This is a genomic window from Pseudomonas sp. LABIM340 (assembly GCF_040017195.2).
GTDB lineage: Bacteria > Pseudomonadota > Gammaproteobacteria > Pseudomonadales > Pseudomonadaceae > Pseudomonas.
In genome coordinates this window covers 3251084-3273915 of record NZ_CM200227.1, presented here as the reverse complement: position 1 = coordinate 3273915, position 22832 = coordinate 3251084, and the positions used below count along the sequence as shown (strand labels likewise).

22 protein-coding genes are annotated in these 22832 nt (G+C 64.3%); 16 read left to right on the top strand and 6 right to left on the bottom strand.

Annotated features, from left to right (window positions below; translation table 11 throughout):
* Nucleotides 1-3 precede the first annotated feature (3 nt).
* Together ABKS89_RS15115 and codB are read right to left on the bottom strand one after the other, a co-directional pair.
* Nucleotides 4-1215, bottom strand: coding sequence for a PucR family transcriptional regulator (locus tag ABKS89_RS15115; protein WP_138215811.1), 1212 nt, complete (start codon nt 1213-1215; stop codon nt 4-6).
* Nucleotides 1212-2471 carry a cytosine permease gene (gene codB / locus ABKS89_RS15110; protein WP_348589940.1) on the bottom strand — a complete coding sequence of 420 codons (1260 nt, stop codon included), beginning with the start codon at nt 2469-2471 and terminating at the stop codon, nt 1212-1214. Before codB ends, ABKS89_RS15115 begins: the two co-directional genes overlap by 4 nt.
* A gap of 458 nt (nt 2472-2929) precedes the next feature.
* Between codB and ABKS89_RS15105 the strand changes: the two genes are divergently transcribed.
* The 5 genes from ABKS89_RS15105 to ABKS89_RS15085 are packed head-to-tail and all read left to right on the top strand — an operon-like array spanning nt 2930 to nt 6370.
* Complete coding sequence (locus ABKS89_RS15105) at nt 2930-4075, top strand: amine dehydrogenase large subunit (protein ID WP_348589939.1); 1146 nt, start codon at nt 2930-2932, stop codon at nt 4073-4075.
* A 34-nt stretch (nt 4076-4109) separates the two neighbouring features.
* The gene (locus ABKS89_RS15100; protein ID WP_348589937.1) at nt 4110-4649 is read left to right on the top strand and encodes a MauE/DoxX family redox-associated membrane protein; all 540 of its coding nucleotides are present in this window, start codon (nt 4110-4112) and stop codon (nt 4647-4649) included.
* A 4-nt stretch (nt 4650-4653) separates the two neighbouring features.
* Nucleotides 4654-5286, top strand: a complete 633-nt coding sequence (mauD, locus tag ABKS89_RS15095; RefSeq protein WP_138215815.1) for a methylamine dehydrogenase accessory protein MauD — start codon at nt 4654-4656, stop codon at nt 5284-5286.
* A 17-nt stretch (nt 5287-5303) separates the two neighbouring features.
* Nucleotides 5304-5825, top strand: coding sequence for a methylamine dehydrogenase light chain (locus tag ABKS89_RS15090; protein WP_045217996.1), 522 nt, complete (start codon nt 5304-5306; stop codon nt 5823-5825).
* Between the two features lie 17 nt (nt 5826-5842).
* Nucleotides 5843-6370, top strand: a complete 528-nt coding sequence (locus ABKS89_RS15085) for a c-type cytochrome (protein ID WP_192296069.1) — start codon at nt 5843-5845, stop codon at nt 6368-6370.
* A gap of 382 nt (nt 6371-6752) precedes the next feature.
* Here ABKS89_RS15085 and gntR read toward each other — a convergent pair whose 3' ends face one another.
* Nucleotides 6753-7796 carry an HTH-type transcriptional regulator GntR gene (gene gntR / locus ABKS89_RS15080; RefSeq protein ID WP_348589935.1) on the bottom strand — a complete coding sequence of 348 codons (1044 nt, stop codon included), beginning with the start codon at nt 7794-7796 and terminating at the stop codon, nt 6753-6755.
* 230 nt (nt 7797-8026) lie between these two features.
* On the opposite strand from gntR, the gene ABKS89_RS15075 reads away from it, so the two are divergent.
* The 4 genes from ABKS89_RS15075 to ABKS89_RS15060 all read left to right on the top strand — a co-directional run bounded on the left by ABKS89_RS15075 (nt 8027) and on the right by ABKS89_RS15060 (nt 13812).
* The gene (locus tag ABKS89_RS15075) at nt 8027-8548 is read left to right on the top strand and encodes a gluconokinase (protein ID WP_348589933.1); all 522 of its coding nucleotides are present in this window, start codon (nt 8027-8029) and stop codon (nt 8546-8548) included.
* A gap of 93 nt (nt 8549-8641) precedes the next feature.
* Nucleotides 8642-9994, top strand: a complete 1353-nt coding sequence (locus tag ABKS89_RS15070; protein WP_138215820.1) for a GntP family permease — start codon at nt 8642-8644, stop codon at nt 9992-9994.
* A 541-nt stretch (nt 9995-10535) separates the two neighbouring features.
* Entirely contained in the window at nt 10536-12161 is a 1626-nt protein-coding gene (locus ABKS89_RS15065; RefSeq protein WP_348589931.1) for an NADP-dependent glyceraldehyde-3-phosphate dehydrogenase, read from the top strand.
* Nucleotides 12162-12540: 379 nt separating this feature from the next.
* Nucleotides 12541-13812, top strand: coding sequence for a Rid family hydrolase (locus ABKS89_RS15060; RefSeq protein WP_348590177.1), 1272 nt, complete (start codon nt 12541-12543; stop codon nt 13810-13812).
* Between the two features lie 171 nt (nt 13813-13983).
* On the opposite strand, the gene ABKS89_RS15055 is transcribed toward ABKS89_RS15060, so the two are convergent.
* Complete coding sequence (locus ABKS89_RS15055) at nt 13984-14457, bottom strand: BRO-N domain-containing protein (protein WP_348590178.1); 474 nt, start codon at nt 14455-14457, stop codon at nt 13984-13986.
* 1172 nt (nt 14458-15629) lie between these two features.
* On the opposite strand from ABKS89_RS15055, the gene pstS reads away from it, so the two are divergent.
* The 7 genes from pstS (at nt 15630) to ABKS89_RS15020 (ending at nt 22185) form a co-directional block, all read left to right on the top strand.
* Entirely contained in the window at nt 15630-16661 is a 1032-nt protein-coding gene (pstS, locus tag ABKS89_RS15050) for a phosphate ABC transporter substrate-binding protein PstS (RefSeq protein ID WP_348590180.1), read from the top strand.
* 74 nt (nt 16662-16735) lie between these two features.
* Nucleotides 16736-17701: a phosphate ABC transporter permease subunit PstC gene (gene pstC, locus ABKS89_RS15045; RefSeq protein WP_348590181.1), complete on the top strand. Its 966-nt coding sequence runs from the start codon at nt 16736-16738 to the stop codon at nt 17699-17701.
* Nucleotides 17701-18594, top strand: coding sequence for a phosphate ABC transporter permease PstA (gene pstA / locus ABKS89_RS15040; RefSeq protein WP_081519723.1), 894 nt, complete (start codon nt 17701-17703; stop codon nt 18592-18594). Before pstC ends, pstA begins: the two co-directional genes overlap by 1 nt.
* A 76-nt stretch (nt 18595-18670) precedes the next feature.
* Nucleotides 18671-19432, top strand: coding sequence for a phosphate ABC transporter ATP-binding protein PstB (pstB, locus tag ABKS89_RS15035; RefSeq protein ID WP_054911197.1), 762 nt, complete (start codon nt 18671-18673; stop codon nt 19430-19432).
* A gap of 49 nt (nt 19433-19481) precedes the next feature.
* The gene (locus ABKS89_RS15030; protein ID WP_348590182.1) at nt 19482-20180 is read left to right on the top strand and encodes a hypothetical protein; all 699 of its coding nucleotides are present in this window, start codon (nt 19482-19484) and stop codon (nt 20178-20180) included.
* Nucleotides 20181-20239: 59 nt separating this feature from the next.
* On the top strand, nt 20240-20785 hold the full coding sequence (locus ABKS89_RS15025; protein WP_138215869.1) for a hypothetical protein: 546 nt from the start codon (nt 20240-20242) through the stop codon (nt 20783-20785).
* Between the two features lie 371 nt (nt 20786-21156).
* On the top strand, nt 21157-22185 hold the full coding sequence (locus tag ABKS89_RS15020) for a sterol desaturase family protein (protein WP_348590183.1): 1029 nt from the start codon (nt 21157-21159) through the stop codon (nt 22183-22185).
* Between the two features lie 25 nt (nt 22186-22210).
* Here the strand turns inward: ABKS89_RS15020 and ABKS89_RS15015 are convergent, their stop codons facing one another.
* Together ABKS89_RS15015 and ABKS89_RS15010 are read right to left on the bottom strand one after the other, a co-directional pair.
* Nucleotides 22211-22495 carry a type II toxin-antitoxin system RelE family toxin gene (locus tag ABKS89_RS15015; protein WP_138215830.1) on the bottom strand — a complete coding sequence of 95 codons (285 nt, stop codon included), beginning with the start codon at nt 22493-22495 and terminating at the stop codon, nt 22211-22213.
* 10 nt (nt 22496-22505) lie between these two features.
* A complete protein-coding gene (locus tag ABKS89_RS15010) occupies nt 22506-22739 on the bottom strand; it encodes a type II toxin-antitoxin system prevent-host-death family antitoxin (RefSeq protein WP_221454863.1) in 234 nt (77 codons plus the stop codon).
* Nucleotides 22740-22832 lie beyond the last annotated feature (93 nt).

Below are 22832 nucleotides of genomic sequence, written 5' to 3'. Positions count from 1 at the left end.
AGGCTATTCGTGGCGCGGCGCATTGGACATGCGCCAGATGAGCAGCGCCACGGAGGTATTCAGGCGGAACTGCGCGTCGTCCAGGGACTGGCCGCTGAGGGCCTCGATGCGCGCGATCCGCTGGTTCAGGGTATTGCGATGGATGCCCAGGCGCTGTGCCGCCCGGAGCGCGTTGCCGCCCTCCTGGACGAGCGCGTCGAGCGTCTCGATCAGCAGGTGCGGCTGTTTACGGCCCGCGTCATTGAGCGGGCCGAGGGTGTCCTTCATGAACTGCTCGACCACCGCGCGATCGGGGATCGCCCGCAGCAGGCGCAGCACGCCCAGCTCACGGTAGTCGCAGAAGCCGGCCGGCGCCTGCATGCCTTCGGCGACGTCCAGCGCCTGGCGGGCCTCGAGCAGCGCGCGGGGAAACTCGGCGCAGGACTCGGCGCGGGCAGACAAGCCAAGATAAGCACGCAACGGCGCGAGTTCCTGCTGCAAGCCGGCAGCCAGGGCATGCAACTCGGCGCGCTCCGCATCTGCCAGCAGCAGGACGAACAGGTCCCCCTGGATCACCACCGGCAAGCGCTCGGGGCGTTCCTGCTGCCAGTTCTCCAGGTGGTCGAGCAGGCGCTGGCGGGTCAGTTGCAGCGCGCGTTCGGCCTCCTCCGGCTCCTGCTGCTGGAACAGCGAGTCGACGCCGGAGAGCCGCAGCGCCACCAGACGTCGCGGCGTTTCCAACGGCAACTCAAGGTGCTGGGCGCGGCGGCGGACGATCTCCAGGCTCGGGTAATCGCCGCTGAGCAACTGGCCTAGGATGTCGCGGCGCGAGGTCTTCACCTGGGTCATCTGCACCAGCGCCGTGCCGATCAGGTGGGTGACGATGACCATCTTCAGCGCGTAGGGCTGCTCGATCAGCGGCAGCCCTTGAGTCTCGGCCAGATGAACCACGGATCGCGGGATGCGCTGGATGAACTCGTCGCCGGTGAGGATGACGATGCCGGCGATGCCGCTGGCGACGCCTTCGCGCACCAGCTGCAGCAGGTTGGCTTCATCACGGGTGTGGTTGATGCCGGTGACGAACACCAGCTCGCCGCCCATCACCCAGTCGGCGATGCCGACGTTCTCCGCCACGTAGGACCAGCGCACGCTGCGATGCACGTTGCGCGCGCCGGCCCGCAGCGCGAGGCTTTCCAGCCCCGGCAGACGGAGGATTTCCTCGACGCTCAGGCTCAAGCGCGCGGCTCGGCCACCGGCGCGCGGGCGCGGGTGACTTCGGTGAGGAGGATGTAGCAGATGGCCGAAGCGGCGATGCCCACCAGCGGCGCGATCCACGGCGAGGCGTAGGCCAGGCCCGCGCCGACCGCGTAGGACACCAGACCGGTGACGTTGAACGCCGGAATGTGGTTGCCCACCAGCGCCGGGTACTCACCGCGGTTGCGGTACCAGTAGTCGGCCATGATCACGCCACCCAGCGGCGGGATGATCGAGCCCAGCAGCACCAGGAACGGGATCAGCCATTCGTACATGCCGCCGATGGCCAGGATGATGCCGATGCCGGCGGCCAGCAGGGTCATGGTGCGGCGACGCTCGCTGCGCACCAGGTGGCAGGCGGCGGCGGAGACGTTGTAGATGGTCGGGCCCTGGATGGTCCACAGGTTCAGGCAGAGCATGATCACCGCGGCGAAGGACAGGCCCTGCAGCACCATCACTTCGACGATGTCGGCGTTCTGGTAAACGATGGCGCACCAGGCGCCGGCGACGATCATCAGGCCGTTGCCGATGAGGAAGGCGACCACGCTGGCGATCACCGCGATGCGCCCGCTGCGGGCCATGCGGGTCCAGTTGGTGGCCTGGGTCGCGCCGCTGGCGAAGGTACCGAAGACCATGGTCACGGCGGCGGAGAAAGTCAGGGTCTGGCTCGGCTCCTTCGCCAGCAGGCCGCTCCAGCCTCCAGCATGAGTGGTAGCGATGACCATCGACGCCACCAGCAGGATGAACATCAGCGGCACCGACACGCGGGACATGATGTCCAGACCCTTGAAGCCGATGATCGCGGTAATCGAGAACAGCAGGCCGAAGACCACCATCAGCGGGATGTTCAGCCACTCCGGCAGGGACAGCATCTTCACCAGCACGATGGCCACGGTGGCGGTGCCCCAGGCGTACCAGCCCAGTTCCGCGAAGCCGAGGAGGAAGTCGGACAGCTTGCTGCCGCGCTCGCCGAAGCAGAAGCGCCCCATCAGCACGGTATTCAGGCCGCTGCGCGAGGCGATCAGGCCCAGGGCGGCGGCGTAGATGGCGAGCAGCACGTTGCCGACGAAGGCGACCCAGAGCATGTCGACGAAGTCGAAGGCCATGCCGATCTTGCCGCCGGCGAACATGGTGCCGGTGAAGAAGGTGAAGCTGAACAGGACCATGGCGATGGGCAGCAGGCCTTTGCGCCCTTCCCTGGGCGTGGCGCTCAGGGGGAATTCACTGGGGGAACTCATCAGATGTCTCCGCGAGGATTGGTTGAGGACTCCCGGCACAACGCAAATAGCGGGCCGGAAAAGCCAATCAGGAACGACGCGGAAATTTTGAGCATGTCGAACATTGTGAACTGTTCACAATGCACACTTCCGGTGGGTGTTACGGCGTTTCAAGATAGCTCAAATGTGCATTGTGCGGATTTTCGGGGCACGATGCAGCTTTTTCGCACCAAAACCTGACGAAGCCTTGATCCATGTCTGTGCCGTTCGGCGGATTTCCCGCCTCCAAACGCAACGGCAGTCTGCACTTTCTCCCTGCGACACCCTGTCACCCCCAGACAAGGAAATGGCACGGACAACAAGTCCGGCGCGAACCGACGCAGGCAGACTCTCCTCAATGTTCCGTCCGCTGTCCGCCCCGGGTGGACGGCCCGATAACAACAGATAGCCCGCCAACAAGAAAAAGGGAGTACCCGCCAATGAGCGTCGCCAGGTTCCTCGCTCCATCGGTCCTCGCGCTGAGCACGTGCCTCGCGATGGGCGCAGCCCACGCCGAGCTGCCGACCGAGAGCATCGGTGAGACAGTCTTGCCGTTCCCGCCCTCGCCGCACCGCGCCTACATCGTCGACGTGGAGTTCGAGAACTTCATCGCCGGCCGCGTCACCGTGGTCGACCCCGAGCAGAAGAAGATGCTCGGCATGGTCAGCACCGGCTTCGTCGCTCCGTCCACCCTGAGCCACGACGCGAAGACCCTGTACTCCGCCGACACCTTCTACTCCCGCGGGACCCGCGGCGTGCGCACCGACGTGCTGACCGCCTGGGACACCTCGAAGCTGCGTCCGAAGTGGGAAGTGGAAATCCCGGCCAAGCGCGCCTCGATCCTGACCCAGAAGTACGCCCTGGGCACCAGCTCCGACGACCGCTTCGTCTACGTCTACAACTTCACCCCGTCCACCTCGGTCACCGTGGTGGACACCCAGGAACACAAGGTCGCCAGCGAAATCGCCATCAGCGGCTGCGTGCTCAACTACCCGGTGGGCAAGCGCGCCTTCGCCTCGCTGTGCGGTGACGGCCAGCTGCAGATCACCAAGATCGGTGATGACGGCAAGGAAACCGGCCGCAGCCAGACTCCGTTCTTCGATCCGAACAAGGAGAAGCTCAACGAACGCGGCCTGGCCGTGGGCGAGACCTACTTCTTCGTGACCACCGACGGCATGGTCAAGCCGGTGGACGTCTCCGGCGACAAGCCGAAGATGCTGCCGAGCTGGTCGCTGACCACCGACGAAGAGCGCAAGAAAGGCTGGGGCACCGGCGGCTGGCAGCTGATGGCCGTAGCGCCCAAGCTGAACCGCATGTACGTGCTGATGCATGAAGAGCACAGCGCCGGCAAATGGGAAGACCCGAGCCCGTTCATCTGGGTCTACGACCTCAAGACGCAGAAGAAGATCGGCACCCTGGAAGCGCCCAAGCCGGTGTGGAGCCTGCACGCCACCACCGACGACAAGCCGCTGCTGCTGGGCACCGACATCGAAGGTGGCCTGCAGATCTTCGACCTGAAGACCGGCAAGTACAACGGCGCCATGGACAAGATCGCCAAGACGCCGATCCTGGTCCTGAGCCACTGATCCATTCCGAGAAAGCCAACCGAGAGGTACGGAAATGTTTTCCGATCCGATCCTGATCATCGCCAGTGCGGTGGCCGTTGCGGTGCTGCTCGCCAGCGCCGCCAGCCACAAGCTGCGCGCGCCGATGCGCTTCGCCCGCCAGGTCGAAGACTACGGCCTGCTGCCAGCCTCGCTGGTCGGCCCGGTGGCCCGCGTGCTGCCGGTGGTCGAAGGTGTTGTCGCCTTCGCCCTGCTGGTGCCGGCGAGCCGCCACGGCGCGGCCCTGGCGGCCACGGCGCTGATCCTGTTCTATGCCGGCGCCATCGGCATCAACCTCTGGCGCGGGCGCCGCGACATCGACTGCGGCTGTTCCGGCCCCGGTCAGATGCAACCGCTGCGCCCGGTACTGCTGCTGCGCAACGCGATCATCGCCGCGCTCGCCCTGATCGCCTCCTGCGCTCCGCAGGCCCGCGAGATGGGCGTGTTCGACGCCTTCGTGATCCTCGCCGCCAGCGCTGTCGCCCTGCTCCTGTATGCCGCGGCCGATGGCCTGCTGGCCAATCATCCCCGCCTGCTCAAACTCATCGGAAGGTGAACAAATGGAAGGTCTGATCGTTTCCAACATTCTTCTCTGGGTGCTGCTCATCGCCCTCGCCTTCACCGTTATGGCGCTGGTTCGCCAGATCGGCGTCCTCCACGGCCGCGTCGCGCCGGCCGGGGCGCTGATGGTCGACAAGGGCGTGGCCGTCAACGAGCCCGCGCCAAAAGTCACCGCCGCCGACCGCCATGGTCGTCCGGTCAATTTCGGCTATGAAGGCGAGCGCGGCCAGCTGCTGTTCTTCCTCTCGCCGACCTGCCCGATCTGCAAATCGCTGCTGCCGGCGATCAAATCCATCGCCAAGGACAAGGCCGGCGAGCTGGAAGTGATCTACGTCAGCGACGGCGACATGGCCGCGCAGCAGGCGCTGATCGCCGAGCACGGCCTGGAGAAATCCGCCTACGTGGTCGGCCCGGAAGTGGGCATGACCTACCAGATCGGCAAGCTGCCCTACGCCGCGCTGATCGACAGCAAGGGCGTGCTGCGCGCCAAGGGCCTGGTGAACTCCCGCGAGCATCTGGACAGCCTGTTCGAGGTCGAGCACCTGGGCAGCGCCACCCTGCAGCAGTACATGAATGGCCACAGCCACAACGGCGTGCACACCCACGACGCCAGCCACGGCCACAGCCACTGATCACGGAGAGAACAAGAATGAAATTCCTCGACAACCTGTTCGAGCGCTCCTCCCGCCAGGTGGCCAACGTCACTTCGCGGCGCAAGCTGCTGGGCCGCTTCGGCTCGCTGCTGGTGGCCGGCGCAGCCCTGCCGATCATCCTGCCGATCGACCGCACCTCCAAGGCCCTGGCGGCCGAGGCGCCCAAGGCTGGCGATCCGGGTGACCCGAACAGCTGCGACTACTGGCGCTACTGCTCCATCGACGGTTTCCTCTGCACCTGCTGCGGCGGCACCACCACCTCCTGCCCGCCCGGCACCGATGCCTCGCAAGTGACCTGGATCGGCACCTGCCGCAACCCGGCAGACGGCAAGGACTACATCATTTCCTACAACGACTGCTGCGGTAAGCACAGCTGCTCCCAGTGCGCCTGTACCCGCAACGAGAGCGAGGAACCGCTGTACCGTCCGTTCAACAACAACGACGTCAACTGGTGCCTGGGCGCGGAATCGCGCATCTACAACTGCACCGTCACCATCATCCGCGGCGTCGCGGTCTGAAGTCGGGAGAAAAGCCCATGCGCAGTCTCGTTGTCGGCGCCCTGCTCTGCAGTCTGGTCGCCCCCATTGCCCAGGCCCGTGCGATCCCCGATCCGCACCAGCGGCCGGCGCCCGGCAACGAGGAGGTGCAGAAGCCGATCTCCCAGCAGAGCTACAGCCCGGCTACCAACTACCAGCTGCAATGCGCCGGTTGCCATCTCACCGAAGGCAGCGGCAGCAAGGCCAACGACACGCCGCGCCTGCACGGCTTCGTCGGCAACTTCCTGAAGGTGGAGGGTGGGCGGCAATTCCTCGTGCGCGTGCCGGGCATGTCCCAGTCCGCGCTGAACGACGCGCAACTGGCCGACCTGCTCAACTGGCTGCTGCGCAAGGAGGGCATGGCTGGCAACAGCATGCCCGCCGAGTTCAAGCCCTACACCGCCGAGGAAGTCAAAGCCACGCGCTACCAGGCCCTGCTCAACCTGCCCGGCACACGCGCTGGGCTGATCCAGGAAATGCGCAAGCAGGGCATCACCATCACCGATGGGATGAGCGATGCGTACTGAGTGATTGCTCCGGTGGCCTGCCCGCCGGAAAACAGCTTTGCCTCCGCACTACGCCCGCTGCTCCAGCGGGCTTTTTTATGCGCAAAGGGTTTGCAGGAAGCGCTTTCGTAGGATGGGTGGAGCGCAGCGATACCCATGCTGTCTGCGCACTGGAGCGATGGGTATCGCTGCGCTCCACGCCATCCTACAACGGGGCCCCCGGCGACTCGGTGCAACCTGTAGGAGCGCGCCATGCGCGCGATCGCGGGCGTGGCCCGCTCCTACAAGGGAATGCCGGAGCCAACCCCGTAGGGCGGATAACCTGGAACAGGTTATCCGCCGCTCACCTCCGACGGCGGATAACGCTGGCGCGTTATGCGCCCTACGATCCTTGCGACGGGTGTCAGCTGCTCTCCCGCACCATCAACTCGAACCCCAGGTCCATCACCGGCGCATTCACCGGTTTGTCGTTGATCAGGTCGAGCAGGCGCTCGGCCGCATGGGTGCCGATGGCCTTGCGCGGGGTGCGGATGCTGGAGAGGCGCGGGACCATGAACTCGGAGCTGGGCAGGTCGTTGAAGCCCAGTACCGCCACCTGTTCGGGAATGCGGATGCCGTGGCGCATGGCCTCAAGCAAGGCGCCGTGGGCCAGGTCGTCGTTGCCGAAGAAGATGCCTTCCACCTGCGGATGGCTGGCCAGCAACTGGCGGAACAGCTCGCCGCCCAGGCCGACCGAGGACGGGCGCGGCGTGAGGATTTCCAGCGCCGGGTCGTAGCAGCCGGCCTGCTGCAGCGCGCGGCGGTAACCCTCGCCGCGCAACAGGGTGCGCTGGTCCAGTTGCGCGCCGATGTACGCCAGGCGCTTGCGTCCGCTCTTGAGCAGGTGCCTGGCTGCCGCCTCCCCCGCGCGGATCTGCGAGAAGCCCACGCAATGCAGCCCCGCGCCGGGGTCCAGGTCCATCATGTAGACCGCTGGCACACCGCTGGCCTCGATCATCCGCCGGGCGCTCTCGGTGCGGTCGAAGCCGGTCAGCAGCAGGCCGCGCGGCTGGTACGCAAGATAGTTGCGCAGCAGGTTCTCTTCTTCGTCGCGGGAGTAGTGGTAGTTGCCGATCAGCACTTCCAGGCCGCGCGGATGCATCACGGCGTGGATAGCTTCGAGGGTTTCGATGAACAGCTGGTTCGCCAGCGAAGGCACCAGCACCACGATGTTGTGGCTCTGCTTGGAAGCCAGCGCGCGGGCTGCGGGGTTGGCCACGTAGCCCAGGCCGGCGGCGGCCTGGCGGACCTTTTCCGCCAGCTCCTCGGCCACCGTGCTCACGCCGCGCAGGGCACGTGAGGCGGTGATGGGGCTGACGCCAGCACTGCGCGCCACATCGTTGAGGGTGGGTTTGCCGGTGGTGCGAGAGCTTCTGTCGTTTTTCTTATCGTTCTTCTGAGCGGTCATCGGGCGGCTTGCCAAACAAAAATCGAGGCACTAAGGTAGCGCTGTCTCGCAGCCAGGGCAATTGCCTGAGGCCGGCTCCCGTCGCCCCTCGCCCGCTGGCGTTTGCTTGTCACAACAGCATCCGCCGAGAGCACCGGGACACACCGACTAGAATGACAAGAATACGGAGGCAGCCGATGCTTTTCGTTACGCCCACCAAAGATAGCGCTGTCTCAACACCGAGGCCCTGCATGCTCCCCGCCATCGATGCCGTCCTCATCATGGGTGTCGCCGGATGCGGCAAGTCCAGCGTCAGCGAGACCCTGTGCCTGCGCAGCGGCGCGTTCGCCATCGAAGGCGATTCCTTCCACCCCGAAGCCAACATCCAGAAGATGAGCGCCGGCATCCCGCTGACCGACGAGGATCGCGCCGGCTGGCTCGATACCCTCGCCGTCCAGCTGCAGCAGGCCATCGCCGCCGGCCAGCGTCCCGTGCTCACCTGCTCCGCGCTCAAGCTCATCTACCGCGAACGCCTGCGCCGCGCCGTGCCCGGCCTGGGCGTGGTGTTCCTGGAACTCACCCCGGAAACCGCCGCCCAGCGCGTCGCCACCCGCCCCGGCCACTTCATGCCGGCGAGCCTGATCGACAGCCAGTTCGCCGCCCTCGAAGTGCCGACCAGCGAACCGCTGACCCTGCGCCTGGACGCCACCCGCCCGCTCGACGAACTGGCGGAAGCCGCACACCTCTGGTGGCGACAGCACTCCAACGACTGACGCAATAGCGCCTGCCCTCGAAAGATAGCGCTATCTCGATTAATCCAAGAAAGAAGAGCCGCTCCGGCACAAAGACAACAACAGGAGAGACCCATGCTCGGCATGTCCCACGACACCTATCTGCTGCTGGACGCGGTGGTCACCATCATCGGCCTGATCCTGCTGATCACCCGCTTCAAGATTCACCCCTTCGTTGCCCTGATCATTGCCGCCGGCTTCCTCGGCCTCACCTCCGGCATGCCCGTGGCGACCATCGTCAAATCCTTCCAGGACGGCTTCGGCGGCGTGCTCGGCTTCGTCGGCATCATCCTCGCCCTGGGCACCATGCTCGGCAAGATGATGGCCGAGTCCGGCGGCGCGGATCAGATCGCCCGCACCCTGATCCGCGCCTTCGGCAAGGAACGCGTGCACTGGGCGATGATGCTCGCCGCCTTCCTGGTTGGCATCCCGCTGTTCTTCGAGATCGGCTTCATCCTGCTGGTGCCGCTGGTGTTCATCGTCGCCCGGCGCAGCGGCGTCTCGCTGATCAAGATCGGCATCCCGCTGCTCGCCGGCCTCTCTGCCGTGCACGGCCTGGTGCCGCCGCACCCGGGCCCGCTGCTGGCCATCGGCGTGTTCGGCGCGGACATCGGCAAGACCATCTTCTACGGCCTGCTGGTTGCCCTGCCCACTGCCGCCATCGCCGGGCCGATCTTCGGCAAGTTCATCGCCCAATACATTCCCGGCCAGCCCAATGAAGAGCTGGTGGCGCAGATCGCCCACGAGCCGGACACCAGCAACCTGCCCAGCTTCGGCGTCACCCTGCTCACCGTGCTGCTGCCGGTGTTCCTGATGCTGCTCAAGACCTTCGCCGACGTCATGCTCGCCGACGGACACGTGATCCGCGCCTGGCTGGACATGATCGGCCACCCGATCACCGCCCTGCTCCTGGCCCTACTGCTGTCGCTGTACACCTTCGGCCACGCCCGCGGTTTCGATTCGAAGAAGATCCTCAAGCTGCTTGACCAGAGCCTCGCCCCCACTGCCGCCATCGTGATGATCATCGGCGCCGGCGGCGGCTTCAAACAGATGCTGGTCGCCAGCGGTGTGGGCGACGTGATCGGCCACATGGCGGTGCAGGCGCAGATTTCGCCCATCCTGCTGGCCTGGCTGGTGGCCGCGGTGATCCGCATTGCCACCGGTTCCGCCACCGTCGCCACCATCACCGGCGCGGGCATCGTGGTGCCGGTCATCGACCTGATCCCCGGCGTCAACCGCGAGCTGCTGGTCCTCGCCACCGGCGCTGGCTCGCTGATCCTGTCCCACGTCAACGACGCCGGCTTCTGGCTGGTGAAGCAGTACTTCAACATGAGCGTGATGGAGACCTTCAAGACCTGGACGGCGATGGAAACCATCCTCTCGGTGGTCGGCCTGCTGTTCATCCTGCTGCTGTCGCTGTTCGTCTGAGGTCCCCGACACGCATCGGATTCAACCTGTAGGAGCGGGCCATGCCCGCGATCGCGCCCATGGGGCGCTCCTACAGGGTGCTTACGCGCCACATACCCGGCGAATGCCCGCCATTCGCCACCGGATTCCTGCAACGAGGTATCGCCCGTGACTTCCTCCGCAACTCCGAAAGCCCCCGCCCAGCCCACCTGGCCCCGCGACTTCGACATCCGCGCCCGCTACGCCGAGCAGCAGGAACTCCTGCAGCCCGCTCCGCCGCCACAGCCAACCCGCTCACACCCGTAGGGCGCATAACCCGGAACGGGTTATCCGCCGCAGCCACCCACAAACCGTAAAGCCGGCGGATAACCGCAAGCGGTTATCCCCTGCGACCCTGACCCGACCCTGTTCCGAATTTCCCTTGTAGGAGCGGGCCATGCCCGCGATCGCGCGCAAGGCGCGCTCCTACACCAGTCATCTCACCGATTGCTGAATCGATTAACCTGAAGACAGCTACGATCTAAAACAGACCAGTCGCCCACCTTCCCCCGAGGGATGAGTCATGCCCGACAACAACAAGCTCGACCATCTGTTCCCCCGCCTCACCGACATCCCCGACGCCTGGCGCCCCGACGCGCCCGTCGAGCAGCGCGAGTACCTGGTCAACGGCGAGTTGCGCCGCTGGGACGGCCCGCTGGCCCCGGTGCGCAGCCCGATCTTCCTCGCCACCGATGAGGGCGATGAACAGGTGATCCTCGGCAGCACGCCGCTGCTGGATGCCGACGCCGCCCTCGCCGCGCTGGACGCCGCCGTGGCCGCCTACGACAACGGCCAGGGCGCCTGGCCCAACCTGCGCGTGGCCGAACGCATCGCCCACGTCGAGCGCTTCCTCGCCCGCATGCGCGAGCAGCGCACCGCCGTGGTCAAGCTGCTGATGTGGGAGATCGGCAAGAACCTCAAGGACTCGGAGAAGGAGTTCGACCGCACCTGCGACTACATCGTCGACACCATCCAGGCGCTCAAGGAACTGGACCGCCGCTCCAGCCGCTTCGAGCTGGAACAGGGCACGCTGGGGCAGATTCGCCGCGTACCGCTGGGCGTCGCGCTGTGCATGGGCCCGTACAACTACCCGCTGAACGAGACCTTCACCACCCTGATCCCGGCGCTGATCATGGGCAACACCGTGGTCTTCAAGCCCGCCAAGTTCGGCGTGCTGCTGATCCGCCCGCTGCTCGAAGCGTTCCGCGACAGTTTCCCGCCGGGCGTCATCAACGTCATCTACGGGCGCGGCCGCGAGACCGTCAGCGCGCTGATGGCCAGCGGCAAGGTCGACGTCTTCGCCTTCATCGGCACCCACTCCGGCGCCGCCGACCTGAAGAAGCTCCACCCGCGCCCGCACCGCCTGCGCGCTGCCCTCGGCCTGGACGCGAAGAACCCCGGCATCGTGCTGCCCAGCGTCGACCTCGACAACGCCGTCAGCGAAGCCATTACCGGTGCCCTCTCGTTCAACGGCCAGCGTTGCACCGCGCTGAAGATCCTCTTCGTCCACGAAGACGTGCTGGACAGCTTCCTCGCCAAGTTCAGCGCCAAGCTCGCCGAACTCAAACCCGGCATGCCCTGGGAACCGAGCGTGGCGCTCACCCCGCTGCCCGAGCCGGGAAAGGTCGATTACCTCAACGGCCTGTTGCAGGACGCCCTGGCCAAGGGCGCCAGGGTCATCAACCCCGGCGGCGGCGAGAGCCGCGAAAGCTTCTTCTACCCGGCGCTGCTCAGCCCGGTGCGCGCCGACATGCGCCTGTACAACGAGGAACAGTTCGGCCCGCTGGTGCCAGTGGTGCCCTACCGCGAGCTGGACGAGGTGATCGACTACGTCCTGCAGTCCGACTACGGCCAGCAGCTCAGCCTGTTCGGCGACGACCCCGAGCAGATCGGCCCGCTGGTGGACGCCTTCGTCAACCAGGTCGGCCGCATCAACATCAACGCCCAGTGCCAGCGCGGCCCGGACAGCTACCCCTTCAACGGCCGCAAGAACTCCGCCGAGGGCACCCTCTCGGTCCACGACGCCCTGCGCACCTTCTCCATCCGCACGCTGGTGGCCACGCGCTTCACCGGCGCCAACAAGGCGCTGATCAGCCAGATCATCCGCGACCGCGATTCGAGCTTCCTGACCACTGACTACATCTTCTGATCGGACGGCTGGCTGGCCACACCGGCTGACTCCACCCCCCCGCCCCACGCCGAACGGCCCCCTCTCCCTCCGGGAGAGGGTTGGGGTGAGGGAAAAGCTCTAGCGCCGGACCTCCACAAAAACCACCACCCCCCCTTTCAGAAATCCCTTTCGCAATATCCCGACACCCTCCCATCGCCAATTGAAACAACCCGGTAAGAAGACCCCACTACGCTTGCCATAAGTCAAAGGGGTCACCCTTCAAGACTCGATAGTCTGCGCGCCTCTCGACGAGCTTGATATCCGTCGTCTGAACCGATAGTGGCAACGACCGATATCGCAATGGACGAAGCGTTTGCCACCCAATCCACGGATTCCCAGCGAACAAGGGAGCACCAACATGAGTGGCTACAACGCAGTTCTGGCACGTAACACCGACAAGGCCCCGCAAAACCTCGGCCCCTACGCCCAAACCGTCGCCTTCTCCCACTACAACAACCTTTCCGCGCAGCTGCCGGTCGACCCGAGCAGCGGCAAGCTGGTGGCCGGCGGCGCCAAGGAACAGGCCGAACAGTGCTACAGGAACCTCAAGGCCGTCGTCGAAAGCATCGGCCACAACCTGAACGACACCGTCCGCATCTCCATCTTCCTGACCAACATCGCTGACGCCGAAGCCGTCGCCAAGGTGCACGCGGCCTTCTTCCCCGACTACCTGCCGACGCTCACCACCGTCGGCGTGGCCGCCCTGCCGCTGGGCGCCGAGGTACAGGTCGAGGCGCTCATTACCTGCGGCGAAGGCACCATCCCCAACGCCCCGCAGGCCGGCGACCTGATCAAGGTCGAACGCAACACCGAGAGCGCGCCGCTGAGCCCGCTGTCCACCCAGACCGTTGCCTTCTCCCACTACAACAACCTCAGCGCCCAGCTGCCCATCGACCCGCGCACCGGGAAGCTGGTCGCCGGCGGCGTCGAGGAACAGACCCGGCAGTGCCTGCGCAACATCAAGACCATCCTCGAAAGCATCGACGTGCCCTTCGATGACATCGTGCGCATCACCGTCTTCGTCAAGAACCTCGCCGACATGCAGGCGGTGAACAAGGTCTACACCACATTCTTCCCCGACTCGGCCATCGCCCGCGCCGTCGGCTACGTCCCGGCGCGCACCGTGGTACAGGCGCAAGCCCTGCCGATGGATGCCCTGGTGCAGGTCGAGGCCGTGGTCTCCCACGGCGACGGCACGCCCCCGCAGGCCGTCGAAGACCGTCACGGCATCGTCATCAAGGCCCACAACACCGACGCCGCGCCCAAATGCCCCTTCTCCACCCAGACCGTCGCCTTCTCCCACTACAACCACATCTCCGCCCAGCTGCCGCTGGACGTGAAGACCGGTGAACTGGTGGCAGGCGGCATCAAGGAACAGGCCGGCCAGTGCTTCAAGCACCTCAAGGCCATCGTCGAAAGCATCGACCACGCCCTGGCCGATGTGGTGAAGGTCAACCTCTACCTGAAGAACATCGACGACATCGCCGCCGTCGATGAGGTGTACGCCAGCTACTTCCCCGGCGGCATCCCCGCCCGCCGGACAGTAGCCGTAGGCGCATTGCCCAAGGGCGCGCTGATCCAGATCGACGCAGTGGTCGCCAACGCCGAAGGCACCCCGCCGGCTGCGTGATTGGCAAACGCTAATTCAGCCCTATCCGGCTAACACCACCGCATGACTCACACCTGACGGTCCCCTCTCCCGCTTGCGGGAGAGGGTTAGGGTGAGGGGCTCTTGCTCTTGTGCAGGAGCGGGCCATGCCCGCGACCAGCGCCGACAAGCGCTCTCCTACACCCGTGCGCCCTACTCCCTCCGCCACCATCTCCCGCGCCTCTCCTCGCGCATCAGCCTCGGCACCTCCCCCATCGGCACCCAGTACTCCCCCTGCCAATCCAGCACCGCCAACGGCCACCCTTCCCCTCTGGCGTGCAGACGCTTCGGCAGACACGCGGCCATATGGCCCTGATCCCTGAGCGTGGGCAGCACATGGCCGGTGAGCCACATCCGCAATTGCCGATGCTCCGGATCTCGAAATCGCTGCAGCACATGGAAAGCGCCGTAGTCGCTGACCAGCAGCACGTCTTCCTCGCCGCCACCCGTCACCAGGCGCGCCTCGCGAAAGAGGTCCTCATCCATTCGAAGAACATAAGCATCGACCCGCTCGCGGATCAGATAACCCAGCTCGCGGGCGACCAACCAGGGCTGGTTGTCGATCAACACGCCGCGCAGGGAACGGTTGTAGCGGTGGAAAACGGTGGGAACGTAGATGTCGTCCATGGAACAGCTCCTATGTGTGAGAAGCCGCCACGTCCGTCGCCAAACGGATTGGGTGGCGGAACCGCGCAAGGTTGGCGAACCGGCACATAGATCCGGCAGACCCGAAGGTCTCCCTGCGCGGCCCGCCATAGCGAAGAACCGTGGACGTGCAAATACGTCACGGTCTTACGAAGCGTTACCGCGCCTATGTGTTCCGGGTCGCCAAACCCGCTCCCCTGTCGCTTTCACAGGGGCGTCGGGAGGTTATGAGGAAGGCTTGCAGCGGTCAAGCAAGGCCGGTTGGCAAATGCAAACTACGTTGCTGCCGATGGCGGCTTCCGACCCATAGCGGACGTCAATCGTTTAGATAAACGTTTGTAACTCGTGGGAGTTGAAACGAAAGCAAGGCCTCAAGTGGCGATGTCAGGGTTAATCCCGAGGCAATGACCTCACCAGTTCGCGCAATCACATCAAGAGTCTCGTCTTTAAACGTAACAACCCAATGCCTAGCACCTGAATATGGGCGGCCAATGGTTTCTTCTGAGCCAATAAGTTCGTTGAACGAGTAGGGCTGAAGGCCCGAGAGAACATAGGGATGGCGTCCTAATCCCTCGTCCCCTATAGGTACAAGACGATGATCAATGAGCCCGGTAAATCGCACAACCGCGAGGCATTCGTTCCCAGGCTCGAAGTAAGCGAGCCAAAGGTTGCCCGACTCAACCAAAAGAGCTGGTGATTCAGGGATACTAGGTGCAGGAGCAACGGCCCAGATTGAGGACTCAGCTCTATTCATAGTTTCTCAGGAGCCTTAGAAAAGAAGTGGACGATACCATTGTGGTGCAATGACCGCTTTTGGCCGATAGCGGCCCCTGGCGAGCGGCCTCGCCCCGACAATTCATTGGCGGCAACCGAACGCATCTGCATCCCGTGGCACTGCCGAGTGACCGTAACTATTTATTGCGCAGCGTGCTCATCGAACAGGGGGCGATCCCCGCCCCGAACCTGCGCCCCTGCCCCGAAATCGCCGCCAGCCACGGCGCGCAGCCGCTGCGAACTCACCTGAAACGCGCCGCAGAAGCCCGGAGATAGACCAGTCGAGCCGGCGAGCCAGAGCGCTTGCCACCGCACTGTCATAAAACATTCACAGGACCCGATCACAGTATGGCAGCCCGATATCAAAAGGATTGCCCTCGATGAAAAGCTTTGTGAAATCTGCTGCGATCGCCGTAACGCTGTCCATGTGTGCCTCTTCCGTCGTCTTTGCCGACGAGAGCGTCCGCCTGACCGGCTCTGGCGCCAGCTTCCCCGCTCCGATCTACCTGACCTGGTTCAAGGACTTCAGCAAGAAATCCGCTGGCGTCACCGTGGACTACCAGTCCAAGGGTAGCGGTGCGGGTGTACAGGATTTCCTCAACAAGACTGTGGACTTCGCGGCCAGTGACTCGGCCATGAAAGACGAGGACATCGCCAAGGTTGCCGAAGGCGTGCAACTGCTGCCGATGACCGCCGGCGAAATCGTCCTGGCGTACAACCTGCCGGGCAGCCCCAAGGGCCTGAAACTGCCGCGCGACGTTTACTCCAACATCTTCCTGGGCAAGATCACTCAGTGGAACGACCCGCAGATCGTCGCGGCCAACCCTGAGCTGAAGCTGCCGGCCCTGCCGATCACCGTTGTCGTGCGTGCGGACTCCAGTGGCACCACCGCTGTGTTCACCAAGCACATGTCGACCATCAACCCGGAGTTCAAGACCGCCCTGGGTGAAGGCAACACCGTCAACTGGCCGGCCAGCGACAAATTCATCAAGTCGCCGAAGAACGATGGCGTGACCGCTACCGTTCGCCAGACCCCGGGCGCCATCGGCTACATCGAGTACGGCTTCGCCAAGCTGGCCAAGGTCGACTTCGCCGAGCTGCAGAACAAGGCCGGCCAGTACGTCGTGCCGAACGCAGAAAGCGGTGCCGCGGCGCTGGCTGCTGTGAAGTTCCCGGAGAACCTGGTGGCCTGGCTGCCCGATCCGGACGGTGCCCAGTCCTACCCGATCACCTCCTACACCTGGATGATCTTCCGCAAGCACAACGAGAGCCCGGCCAAGGCCAAGGCCATGCGTGAAATGGTCGAGTACGGCCTGACCGAAGGCCAGAAGATCGCTGATTCGATGGGCTACATCCCGCTGCCGCAAGCAGTCGTCGATCAGGTTCGCAAAGCTTCCGCCAACATCCAGTAACGCCTGCGAGTCTTCATCCGGCGGGGGCTGCCAGCCACGCCGGATGAGATTTCCACCTGTTCCGGAACTCTCCCATGACCCAACCTTTTGTCGTACCGGTAAATCCGGACTCTGCCTGCCAACCGCCATCCGCGAAGGATTTCCTGGTTGACCGGACCTTCCGTGCCATTGCACGCCTGGGTGTGGTCCTGATTCTGGTGCTGGTCGTTGCCCTCGTGTTCGAAGTCGGCCGCAAGGCCTTTCCGGGCATGGAAAAACACGGCCTGGACGTTCTCCTGGGTTCGGTCTGGGACGTCAACCAGGGCAAGTACGGCATTCTGCCGGCCATCTGGGGCACGCTCTACAGCGCGCTGATCGCTCTGCTGATCGCCGGCCTGTTCGGTGTCAGCATGGCGATCTTCCTGACCCAGGATTTCCTCCCCGCCAAGCTTGCGGCGGTATTCCGTACCATCGTCGAACTGCTAGCCGCCATCCCCAGCGTCGTTTACGGCCTGTGGGGGATCTACGTGGTGATCCCGGCCATTCGCCCGCTGACGACGTGGTTGAACAGCGAATTCAGCTGGATACCCTTTTTCGGCACATCGTTGAGCGGGCCAGGCTTGCTGCCCGCCTCTCTGGTGCTCGCCATCATGATTCTGCCCACCATTGCCGCGGTCTCGCAGGACGCTCTTGCCAGCGTGCCGATGAAGACCAAGCAGGCCGCCTACGGCATGGGAACCACCCATTGGGAAGCGATTCTCAAGGTGATGGTGCCCTCCGCGGCCACCGGCATCTTCGGCTCCCTGGTGCTGGGCCTGGGCCGCGCACTGGGTGAAACCATGGCCCTGGCCATGCTGGTCGGTAACGCCAACACCATTTCCCTGTCGCTGTTTGCCCCGGCCAACACGCTGGCTGCCTTGCTGGCGCTTAACTTCCCCGAAGCCGGGCCGAACGAGGTTGAAGTGCTGATGTATGCCGCACTGGTGCTGATGTTCATCACGCTGATCGTCAACGTGCTCGGCTCCATGATCATGCTTTACGCCCAGCGGGGGACCAAGTAATGACCAGCCTCACTCCCACCGTCTCCGCCTTGCCGAGCCTGCAGCGCAAGCTCGAGGGCCGTGCCCTGCGCAGCCTGGTGCTGACCACGCTGGTCTGGCTGGGCGCCCTGCTGGCCAGCGTGCCGCTGATCTCCGTGCTCTACATGCTGATCACCCGCGGTGGTGCGCGCCTGAGCCTGGAGGTCTTCACCGAACTGCCACCGACCGGCTTCGAGACGGGCGGCGGCTTCGGCAACGCCCTGGCCGGCACCTTCGTCATGGTCGGTATCGCCGCCGCCATTGCCGTTCCGGTTGGCATCATGGCAGCCGTCTTCCTGGCTGAACTGGGGCCGGACAGCAAACTGGCGAGCGCCGCGCGCTTTGCCGCCAAGACACTCACCGGCCTGCCCTCCATCCTGGCCGGCGTCTTCGCCTACGCCCTGGTGGTGATGACCACCGGTACCTACTCGGCGCCGGCGGGTGGCGTGGCACTGGCCGTGCTGATGCTGCCGATCGTCGTGCTCACGGCCGAAGAGTCGATGAAGATGGTGCCCAAGATCATGAAGGACGCCGCCTACGGCATGGGCTGCACCCGCGCCCAGGTGATCTGGAAGATCGTACTGCCCACCGGCCTGCCGGCGATCCTCACCGGCGTCATGCTGGCCGTGGCGCGCGCCGCAGGCGAGACCGCGCCGCTGCTGTTCACCGCGCTGTTCAGCAACTACTGGATCTACCACGACGGCAGCCTGGCCGTGATGAACCCCACGGCCTCGCTTTCCGTGCTGATCTACAACTTCTCCGGCATGCCCTTCGACAACCAGCTCGAGCTCGCGTGGGCCGCATCGCTGGTGCTGGTGATGATCGTGCTGATCGTGAACGTCATCAGCCGCATTTTTGGCAAGCCCAAGTTTTGAGATACGGAGCATCCGAATCGTGAACACAGCTACTGCACAGAAAGTCGCCCCGGTTGGCGCCGAGACCCAGGTGGTCATGGATTGCAAACTGGACAAGATTTTCTACGGCAACTTCATGGCGGTACGTGACAGCCACGTGCCGATCGAAAAGAACAAGATCACCGGCTTCATCGGTCCTTCCGGCTGTGGCAAGAGCACCGTGCTGCGCAGCCTGAACAGGATGAACGATCTGGTGCGCGGCTTCCGCTTCGAGGGCCATGTGCATTTCCTCGGGCAGGACGTCTACGGCAAGGGCGTGGACCCTGTCGTCGTGCGCCGCTACATCGGCATGGTGTTCCAGCAGCCGAACCCGTTTTCGATGAGCATCTTCGACAACGTCGCGTTCGGCCTGCGCCTCAATCGCTACAAGGGCGACATCGGCGACCGGGTCAAGCATGCCCTGCAGGGCGCCGCGCTGTGGGATGAAGTGAAGGACAAGCTGAAGGTGAGCGGCCTGTCGCTCTCCGGTGGCCAGCAGCAACGCCTGTGCATCGCTCGCGCCATCGCCACCGAACCGGAAGTCCTGTTGCTGGACGAGCCGTGCTCGGCACTCGACCCGATTGCTACCCGCCGTGTCGAGGAGCTGATGGTCGAGCTGAAGAAGGACTACACCATCGCGCTGGTCACCCACAACATGCAGCAGGCCATCCGTGTCGCTGACACGACGGCGTTCTTCTCGGTGGACATTTCCCAGGGCACCCGCACGGGCTACCTGGTCGAAATGGGCGCGACGAAGCAGATCTTCGAAAGCCCGCGGGAAAAAATGACCGAGGACTACATCAGCGGCAAGTTCAGCTGAGTCGAACCTGCATCGTATGAAGCCACACACCTCTTTGTCAGGGTTGCCAATGTCCGCCACGCGCCGTCTTGATCTGCGAGCGATTGAACGTGCGCTGCGTGAGGTGCAAGGCCGTTTCGGCGAGCTCAGCCAGTGCTTTACCGAGCCGCGTGATCCGTTCACCGATGAGGTGCTGCACAACGTGCTGGAGGGTTACGCCCTGATCGACGACTACGTCGCACGGGGCGTCGACCTGTTCGATCTGCAGCAGGTCAACCTGATGCTGGAGATCAACGCCACCGTGCTTTGCGGCCGGGACCCTGCCCGTCGGCTGGAATTCGCGCCGCACCTGGCGGCCACCGAGGCGCACTTCTTCAACAACGTCGAAGGTGGCATCAAGGACCTGTTCAACTGGTACAGCGCGTATCACAGCGAATCGGTGTGGAAGCGCGCCGCCGGCGTCTATGTGCGGATTCTGAGCAAACCGCAATTGTTCATCGAAGGTAACCATCGCAGCGGCTCGCTGATCGTCAGCTATCTGCTGCTACGTGCCGGGCTGCCGCCGTTCGTGCTGACCCTGGACAACGCCAAGGGTTACTACAACCCGTCATCGGTCATCCGCAACTCCGCCAAGCATGGCGTAAAGGCGCTATTCGAATTGCCCAAGATCAAGAAAAAGTACGCCGCCTTCCTCGAAGATCAGGCACCGGACCCGCAGCGATTTTTCCTGGGCGAAGAACACAGCTCCGCCTGTCAGGGAGGTGCCTGATGACTACGCAACCCATGCTCGCCACCTGCCTGGCCATCAAGGATCAGCTGTGGGACGCCATGAAGGGCTCCGTTGCGCCTTACCGGTTCGGACGCCCGCGCATTCGGATTTCGTTCGATATCGACGACACCCTGGCCTGCCTCCCCCACCACAGCGACGTCGAACCCAGCAGGCTCCCGGTGTTCGTTCATCGCTGGCTTGGCGAACCGCTGCGTATCGGCACCCGCTCCCTGACCCGGGAACTACGCCGCCAGGGCTGCAGCATCTGGGTCTACACGTCCTCCGGCCGCACACCGTCCTATATCAGGCGCTGGCTGTTGCTGTACGGCATCCACGTAGACGGCGTAGTCAACAGTGTTCGCCACAACCAGGCGCTGACCGAGCGCGGGCTGGCGAACGCCCCCTCGAAACTTCCGCCGGCATTCGATATCGACCTGCATGTCGATGATTCCGAAGGCGTGAAGAGCGAAGGCCATGACCACGGCTTCCGCGTCGTTGTCGTGCGCCCGGATGATGAGCGCTGGGCGCAGAGAGTCCTGGATTCAGTTGCTGAACTCCAGGAAACGCTGGATCGACAGCAGCAGCCACTGGCTACAGCAGCCTGAGCCGTCAACCACGCGGCTCGTTGCTTGCTGGCAAACGTCTTCCCCACGTCCATCGCCCGGAACCTGCAGCTTCGCGGATGTCCGTACTTAGAGTTCACGCCCCGGCTTAGTGCACCGTGCGGTCGCCTCCCCCTCTCATCGATGGACGCTCAGCAGGCCACTTCAGGCCAATCCAGGCGCCTGAGCACATCAGGCTGCTGAAGACCCTCTGTCGAATTGCCCCGCCCCGGCGCTGCTGAACTTTGACAGTTTGATCCCCCAGGTCCCATGCTGAGCGGACGCGTGACGCCCCACGAGTCGCCAGCGCCTCAGCGCCGTGGGCGATCACTCGAAGTACAAGCCTGTTCACCTGACTTCCGGCGCCAGCGCCCATGCCTGACCTCTCGCACCTCCACCGCCACTTCACCGAGTGGGTGATCAACCCCATCACCAACCAGGTCACCGGCCTCTTCGACCTCAGCGGCCGCGTCGGCGTGGTATTCCTGCTGTGCTCCTACGCCATCGCCTACGCGCTGTTCCGCTTCCGCCGACAGCGCGGGCTGACGCAGGCGGCGTCCTTCTGGCAGTTCATTGGCGGTAGCCGGGTGAACCTGCATCGTTCGGCGCTGCTGGATTATCGCTACTACCTGGTGCGCGGCATCCTCAATGTGGCGTTGCTGGTGCCCATCGTCGGGCTGGTCGATCCCTACATCCTGCGCTCGGGCGACTACATCGCCTTCTTCACCAATCTCTGGGGCGCGCGCCCGCAGATGGGGACGAATCTTGGCCTGTCGCTTCTCTACGGGCTGGGGGTATTCCTGGTCAGCGACTTCAAGAACTACTGGGTGCACCGCGCCTTCCATTCGCGCTGGCTGTGGGCGTTCCACAAGGTGCATCACTCGGCGGCGGTGCTGACGCCGATCACCGCGAGCCGCGTGCACTTCGTGGAGAAACTGGCGGCGCAGCTGGCCGGAGCCTTCGCCCTGGGCGCCTATGCTGGCGCCTTCTGGTACCTCTGCGGCGGAGAGATCAGCGCCTACACACTGTTCGGCGTGACCTACATGATTCTGCTGTTCAACGTGCTGGCGACCAACCTGCGCCACAGCCATGTGTGGCTGTCGTTCGGGCCGGTAATCGAGCATGTGCTGAACAGCCCCGCCCAGCACCAGATCCACCACAGCGACGCGCCCCGCCACTTCAACAGGAACTTCGGCATCAACCTGTCGCTGTGGGACTGGATGTTCGGCACGCTCTACGTCACCCAGCGCGCGCCGGAGCCGATCCAGTTCGGCGCGGGGGAGCAGGATGACGAGAAGTATTCTTCGCTGTGGAGCCTGATCGTTACGCCGTTTGTGGAGACGGTGCGGAAGGTGCGGAGTCACGCCGCAGTTCCAGCGAGTTCCCAAACACGGGCTAAATGAAAACCCCGCCGAAGCGGGGTCAGGGTCAGACTCGGCGGGTCGCGGCCACATAAACCTCGTCGTCACGGCGGGCGCCGATGCAAAGGACAAGCACGATCTCGGTGCCATTGATCCGGTAGACGATACGCACATCACCAGTCCGAATCCTGCGCAGGCCCGCCAGAGCCCCGCGCAACGGTTTGCCGATCTTGTCCGGCTCACCTTCGGCAATGCGCTGGCGGATGACTTTCAGCACCCGAAGTGCTTCGGCACTTCCCAGTAGCCTGAGATCGTTCTCGACCTCAGGGTGAAACCGAACGCTCCATTTCATGGCTTGACGCCTAGCTGAAGCGAGCCTCCATGTCCTCGAGGCTCACGGTGGTTTTTTCATCCAGGGTGGACAGCCGCTCGATGGCCAGCCTCTCGGCACGCAGGTCTTCAAGCTCGTCCTGCAGCGCCTGGTAGGCCTCTACGCCCACCAGCACCGCAGCCGGCTCGTTGTCCTTGAAGATGACCAGGTGGGTGACTTCCCCACTGCTGACCTCCTTCAGTCGCGCCCCGAAATTACGAACCATGGCGGTAGCGGACACTGCCTGTTCAGCCCGGTTTAGGAGTGCACTCATTTCGCAGCTACCTCAAATGTTCGCCGTGGATTTAGCACATCCGGA